Origin of the sequence: Streptomyces sp. XY431, assembly GCF_001279805.1 — a bacterium.
In the GTDB taxonomy this organism is placed as follows: Bacteria; Actinomycetota; Actinomycetes; order Streptomycetales; family Streptomycetaceae; genus Kitasatospora; species Kitasatospora purpeofusca.
In genome coordinates this window covers 1-6,992 of the sequence record NZ_LGDO01000174.1, presented here as the reverse complement: position 1 = coordinate 6,992, position 6,992 = coordinate 1, and the positions used below count along the sequence as shown (strand labels likewise).

At 75.7% G+C, this 6,992-nt stretch carries 1 protein-coding gene and 2 pseudogenes; all 3 read right to left on the bottom strand.

Features of this window, described 5'->3' with window-relative positions:
* The coding region (locus ADK60_RS19170) for a type I polyketide synthase (protein WP_502687437.1) at nt 1-2,016 on the bottom strand (2,016 nt) is incomplete at its 3' end.
* A 31-nt stretch (nt 2,017-2,047) separates the two neighbouring features.
* Nucleotides 2,048-3,805, bottom strand: a pseudogene (locus ADK60_RS48435) (type I polyketide synthase); the annotation flags it as partial.
* Nucleotides 3,806-3,892: 87 nt separating this feature from the next.
* A pseudogene (locus tag ADK60_RS48430) lies at nt 3,893-6,992 on the bottom strand (type I polyketide synthase); the annotation flags it as partial.

Here is a 6,992-nt window from a genome sequence, read left to right as displayed (position 1 = left end):
GGAGAGGCGGGTGATGGCGCGGCTGCGCAGGGCGACGATCCGTGCGGCGTCGTCGAGGGTGAGGGCGCCGGCGACGTGGGCGGCGGCGATCTCGCCCTGCGAGTGGCCGACCACGGCGGCGGGCTTCACGCCCAGGGAGCGCCAGAGTTCGGCGAGGGAGACCATGACGGCGAACAGCACGGGCTGCACGACGTCGACCCGGTCGAGCGCACCCTCGTTGTCGTCGCGGACGACGTCGAGCAGCGACCAGCCGTCGGCGAAGGGCTCCAGCGCGGCGGCGCACTCGGCCATCTTCTCCGCGAACACGGGCGAGAAGTCGAGCAGTTCACGGGCCATGCCGATCCACTGCGAACCCTGGCCCGGGAAGACGAACACCGTCCCGGTCGGGGCGGTCCGGCCGGTCACGACTCCGGTGGAGCTGCCGGTGGAGACGAACTCCTGGAGCCGCTCGGTGAGTTCGGCGGCACTGCGGCCGAGGACGACGGCCCGGTGGTCGAACAGGGCGCGGCCGGCGGTCAGGGTGAACGCGACGTCGCGCGCGCCGGGTTCGGTCCCGTCGGTGATCCGCTCCAGCAGATGCGCGGTCTGCTCGGTCAGCGCGGCCTCGGTCCGGGCGGACAGCACCCACGGCAGTGCGCCGCCGCCCGGGCCCGCCGAACCCTCCGGCTCCTCGCCGGGCGCGGCGGCCGGCTCGGGCGCGGCCTCCAGGATGACGTGCGCATTGGTGCCGCTGTAGCCGAAGGAGGACACGGCGGAGCGGCGCGGCCGGTCCACCTCGGGCCACGGCCGGTTCTCCTCCAGGAGCCTGACCTCGCCGGCGGTCCAGTCGACGAACCGGGTCGGCTCGTCCACGTGCAGGGTGCGCGGCATCACGCCGTGGCGCATCGCCTGGACCAGCTTGATCACGCCCGCGACCCCGGCGGCGGCCTGGGTGTGGCCCAGGTTGGACTTCAACGAGCCCAGCCAGAGCGGGCGTTCGGCCGCCCGTCCCTGACCGTAGGTGGCCAGCAGAGCCTGCGCCTCGATCGGGTCGCCCAGCGTGGTGCCGGTGCCGTGGCCCTCGACGAGGTCGACATCGGCCGAGGTCAGCCGCGCACCGGCCAGCGCGTCCTGGATCACCCGCTGCTGGGCGGGGCCGTTGGGCGCCGTCTGGCCGTTGCTCGCGCCGTCCTGGTTGACCGCCGAGCCGCGCACCACCGCCAGAACCCGGTGCCCCAGCCGCTCGGCGTCGGCGAGGCGCTCCAGCACCAGCACGCCGACGCCCTCGCCCCAGCCGGTACCGTCCGCGGCCGTCGCGTAGGACTTGCAGCGGCCGTCGGCGGCGAGCCCGCGCTGACGGGAGAACTCGACGAAGACGCCCGCGGTCGACAGCACCGTCACCCCGCCCGCCAGCGCCAGCGTGCACTCGCCCTCGCGCAGCGACTGCACCGCCTGGTGCAGGGCGACCAGCGAGGAGGAGCACGCCGTGTCCACCGTGACGGCCGGACCCTGGAGCCCCAGGTGGTAGGAGACCCGCCCGGACACCAGGCTGCCGACGCTGCCGCCGCCGGGGTCGTAGTCGTGGTGGAACGACCCGGCGAAGACACCGGTCCGGGTGCCCTTCAGGGTCTGCGGGTTGATCCCGGCGCTCTCCAGCGCCTGCCAGGACGCCTCCAGCATCAGCCGCTGCTGCGGATCGATGCCGTGCGCCTCGCGCGGGGTGATCCCGAAGAACGCCGGGTCGAAGTCGGCGGCGTCGTGCAGGAATCCACCGGAGCGGGTGTAGGTCCGCCCGCTCTTCCCCGGCTCCGGGTCGTACAGGGCGTCGACGTCCCAGCCGCGGTCGGCCGGGAACTCGCCGATCACGTCCTCGCCCTTGACCACGATGTCCCACAGGTGGTCGGGGGAGGACACGCCGCCGGGCAGCCGGCAGCTCATGCCGACGATCGCCACCGGCTCGTGCCGCCGGTTCTCGGCCGCCTGCAACCGGCCCCGAGTGGCGTGCAGCTCCTCGGAGACCGCCTTGAGGTACTTCAGCAGTTCTTCTTCGGTGGGCATGGGTTCACTCTCAGATCGGGTCGGTGGTGGCTTCGTCGCCGGACACGGAGATGCCGAGGCTGTTGGTCACGAAGTCGAGGACTTCGGCGGCGCTGGCCGAGGCGAGGCCGGCCGGGGCCTCGGCCGCCGTCTCGGACGGGCCGCCGCTCCACGGCTCCGACAGGTCGCGCAGGGTCTCGGTCAGGGTGGTGCGCTGGGCGCCGGTGAGGTCCAGCGCGGCGAGGTGCGTGCGGATCCTGGCCAGGTCGGCCAGCACCCGTTCGTAGTCCGGCTCTCCGGCGTCCGCGGCTTCGGCGGGCGCCGGGGCGAGGCGGTCGAGCAGATGGTCCGCCAGCTCGCGCGGGCTGGGGTGGTCGAACACGGCCGTCACGCCCAGCTTCAGGCCGGTCCGGTCGTTGATCCGGTTGCGCAGCTCGACGGCGGTCAGCGAGTCGAAGCCGAGATCGCGGAAGGCCCCCTCGGGGGAGACGCCGTGGGCGTTCCCGTAGCCGAGGACGTGTGCCACGTCCGCCAGGACCAGACCGAGCACCAGCTCGCGCCGCTGCTCGGGCGACAGCCCGCCCAGCCGGTCGGCGAGGGACTCCTCGGCGACGGCGGTGACTCCCGCCGCGGCCGCCCGGCGACGGGGCGCCGGCACCAGGTCCCGCAGCAGCGGTGGCGCGCTGTCCGCGTCCAGCGCCGCCGGGTCGACGGCGACCGGGACGACCACCGGCCGCGTGCCGAGCAGGGCCCGGTCGAACGCCGCCAGTCCTTCCTCGGTCGAGGTCGGCCGCAGACCCGTCCGGGCGATCCGGCCCAGGTCGGCCGCCGCCAGGCCCGCCGTCATCCCGCTCGCCTGTGCCCACAGGCCCCAGGCGAGGGAGGTGGTGGGCAGTCCGTCGGCGTGCCGGGTTCGGGCGAAGGCGTCGAGGTAGGCGTTGGCGGCGGCGTAGTTGGCCTGGCCTGCGGAGCCGAGGACGCCGGCGGCGGAGGAGAAGAGGACGAACGCGGCGAGTTCGGCCTCGGCGGTGAGGTCGTGCAGGGCGTGGGCGGCGTCGGCCTTGGGTCGCAGGACGGTGTCGAGGCGTTCGGGGGTGAGGGCCTCCAGGACGCCGTCGTCGAGGACGCCGGCGGTGTGGACGACGGCGGTGAGGGGGTGTTCGGCGGGGACGGTGGCGAGGGCCGCGGCCAGCTGGTCGCGGTCGGCGACGTCGCAGGCCACGAAGTCGATCCGGGCTCCGGTGTCCAGGAGGTCCTGGGGTGCGGTGCCGCCGCTGCGGCTGAGCAGCAGCAGGTGGCGGACGCCGTGTTCGGTGACCAGATGGCGGGCGACCAGCTGCCCCAGGGTGCCGTTCGCGCCGGTGACGAGGACGGTGCCCTCCGGGTCGAGCGCGCGCGGCGTCACCGGGACGGTCCGGGCGTCGGATGCGTCCGGGTCCGCTGCCGACGGGGCGGAACGGGTCAGCCGGGGCACCAGCACCTGCCGGTCGCGGACGGCCACCTGGGGCTCGCCCGAGCCGACGGCCAGCGCGAACGCCTCCTCCGACCAGGTGTCCACGTCGATCAGCAGGATCCGGCCGGGGTTCTCGGCCTGGGCCGAGCGCAGCAGACCCCAGACGGCGGCGGTGACCGGGTCGGGCCGCTCCGCCATCGCGCCCTGGGTGACCACGGCGAGCCGGCCGTCCACCGACCCGGACGCGGTCAGGAACTTCTGTGTCAGCAGCAGGACTTCGGTCAGCCGGGCCCGCAGGTCGCCACCGGGGGCGACCAGGGCGACGGTGACGTCGGCCGGAGCGGAGCCCGGCTGCCCGGCCGGGACGGCCCGCCAGCGCAGGTGCAGCCCGCCGTCCCGGTCCGGGGCGGCCGAGGACATCCGGCGCAGCGTCAGGGCGTCCACGGTGATCACCGGTCGGCCGGTGGTGTCGACGGCGGTGAGTGCCACGGTGTCCTCGCCGGCGGCGGCGAGCCGCACCCGGACCGCCGTCGCCCCGGAGGCCTCCAGCGAGACCCCGGCCCAGGAGAACGGCAGCAGCGGCCGTCGGGCACCGGCGGCGCCCGCACTGCTCTCCGTCCCGCTGCTCTCCGTCCCGCCGAGCGACGGGACGCCGAGCGTCACGGCGTGCAGGGCCGCGTCGAGCAGGGCCGGGTGGATCCCGAACCCGTCCGGACGGGACGGGAGTTCGACCTCCGCGTAGAGGGCGTCGGACGTCGTCCAGGCGGCCCGCAGGCCCTGGAAGACCGGGCCGTAGCCGTAGCCGCGCCCGGCGAGCTCCTCGTACAGCCCGTCGACCGGGACCGGCCGGGCGTCGGCCGGCGGCCAGGGCCACGCCCCGGCCGGCTGCGCGGGCGCCGGGGACAGCACACCCGTCGCGTGCCGGACCGAGGGCTCGGTGCCCGAGGCCGGCGTGGCCGAGGAGTGCACGGTGACGGACCGGCGGCCCGCCTCGTCCGCGGCGCCGACGGCGACCTGGAGGTACACGGCGGCCTCGGCCGGCAGCACCAGCGGTGCCTCCAGCGTCAGCTCCTCCACCAGCCGGCAGCCCACCTCGTCGGCGGCGTGCAGAGCAAGGTCGAGGAAGGCCGTGCCGGGCAGCAGCACCGTCCCGTCGACCGCGTGGTCGGCGAGCCAGGGGTGCGAGCCGGGCAGCACCCGGCCGGTGAGCACGGCCTGGCCGTCCGGCAGGTGGACGGCGGCGCCGAGCAGCGGGTGCCGGGTGGCGTGCAGGCCGGCGGCCCGGAGACCGGCCGTCGAGCCGGCCGCGTCCTGCCAGTAGCGCTGCCCCGCGAAGACATGGCCGGGCAGCTCGACCAGCCGGCCGCCGGGCACGGTCCGCTCCCACGGCACCGGCACGCCCGCCACGAACTGCCGGGCCAGCGCCTGGACGAGCGCGAGCGGCTCCGGCCGGCCGGCGGTGAGCGCGGCCACCGCGACGAAGCCGTCCCGGCCGAGCTCCTCGTCGAGGGTGGCGTGCACCATCGGCGTCACCACGGCCTCGGGGCCGACCTCCAGGAAGGCGGTGATGCCGTGCCCGGCCAGGCAGCGCACCCCGTCGGCGAAGCGCACCGCCCCGCGGACGTGCTCCACCCAGTACTGCGGCGTGCCGAACCGCTCGGCGTCGATCAGACCGCCGGTGACGTTCGACACCACCGGGACCAGCGGCGCCCGGAACGTCAGGCCCGCCAGCACCTCGGCGAACTCGTCGAGCATCGCGTCCATCCGGTGCGAGTGGAAGGCGTGCGACACCGACAGCCGGCGCACCCGGTGCCCGGTGGCGCGGAAGTGATCGGCGACCGCGACCGCCGCCTCCTCGTCGCCCGAGACCACCACGGCCAGCGGCCCGTTGACGGCGGCGATCCCGACCGCGTCGGCCAGACCGGCCCCGGCGATGTACGCCTCGACCTCCTGCTCCCCGGCCTCGATCGCGACCATCGCCCCGCCCACCGGCAGGGCCTGCATCAGCCGGCCGCGGGCGGCCACCAGGGCGCAGGCGTCGGGCAGTGTGAGCACGCCCGCCGCGTACGCCGCGGTGATCTCGCCCAGCGAGTGGCCCATGACGTAGTCGGGCGTCACCCCGCGCTCCTCCAGCAGCGCGAGCAGCGCCACCTCCAGGGCGAACAGGCCGGTCTGGGTGTACATGCTCTGGTCCAGCAGCGCCGCCACCGGGGTGCCGGCCTCGGCGAACACCACGTCGCGCAGCGGGTGTTCGGCGTGGCCGTCGAGCTGCTCGTCCACCGCCCGGCAGACGGCGTCGAACGCCTCGGCGAACACCGGGTACCGCTCGTACAGCTCCCGGCCCATCCCGGCCCGCTGCGAGCCCTGACCGGAGAACACCAGGGCCAGCCCGCCGGCGCCGGCGGCACCCGTGCGGCCGGAGACGACGGCGGGGCTCTCCTCGCCGCGGGCGAGGGCGGCCAGCGCGCCGGTCAGCTCCTCCTGCCCGGTGCCCAGGAGCACGGCCCGGTGGTCCAGCACCGCCCGGCCGACGGCCAGGGTGTGCCCGACGTCGCGCGGGTCGAGGCCGGAGCCGTCCGTCCCGTCGGTGAGCCGCTCCAGCAGGCGGGCGGCCTGCCGGCGCAGCCCGTCCGGGGTCTTCGCCGACAGCGCCCAGGCGACCGCCGGAGCCGCCTCGGGGGCCTCCTGCTCCGGGGTGCCCACCGGCTCCTCGGGTGCGGCCTCCAGGATGACGTGAAGGAGGACACGGCGGAGCGGCGCGGGCGGTCGAGTTCGGGCCAGTCCTGCTGCTCGGTGAGCAGGCTGACGGCGCCGGACTCCCAGTCCACGTGGTGGGAGGGGGTGTCCGCGTGCAGGGTGCGGGGCATCACGCCGTGGCGCATCGCCTGGACCATCTTGATGATGCCCGCGACGCCGGCGGCGGCCTGGGTGTGGCCCAGGTTGGACTTCAACGAGCCCAGCCAGAGCGGCTGTTCGGCGTCACGGCCCTGGCCGTACGTGGCCAGCAGGGCCTGTGCCTCGATCGGGTCGCCGAGCGCGGTGCCCGTGCCGTGCGCCTCCACGACGTCCACGTCCGCGCCGGTCAGCCGCGCACTGGCCAGCGCGTCCTGGATCACCCGCTGCTGGGCGGGGCCGTTGGGCGCGGTGAGGCCGTTGCTGCCGCCGTCCTGGTTGACGGCGGAGCCGCGGACGACGGCGAGCACCTGGTGGCCGTTGCGGCGGGCGTCGGAGAGGCGTTCGACGACGAGCATGCCGACGCCCTCGGACCAGCCGGCGCCGTCGGCGTCGTCGGAGAAGGCCTTGCAGCGACCGTCGGGCGACATGGCGCGCTGACGGGCGAACTCCACGAAGGTGGTCGGTGTGGACATCACCGTCACACCGCCCGCGACGGCCAGCGTGCACTCGCCGTTGCGCAGCGCCTGGGCGGCCAGGTGCAGGGCGACGAGCGAGGAGGAGCAGGCGGTGTCCACCGTCATCGCCGGGCCCTCCAGGCCCAGCAGGTAGGAGATCCGCCCGGACGCCA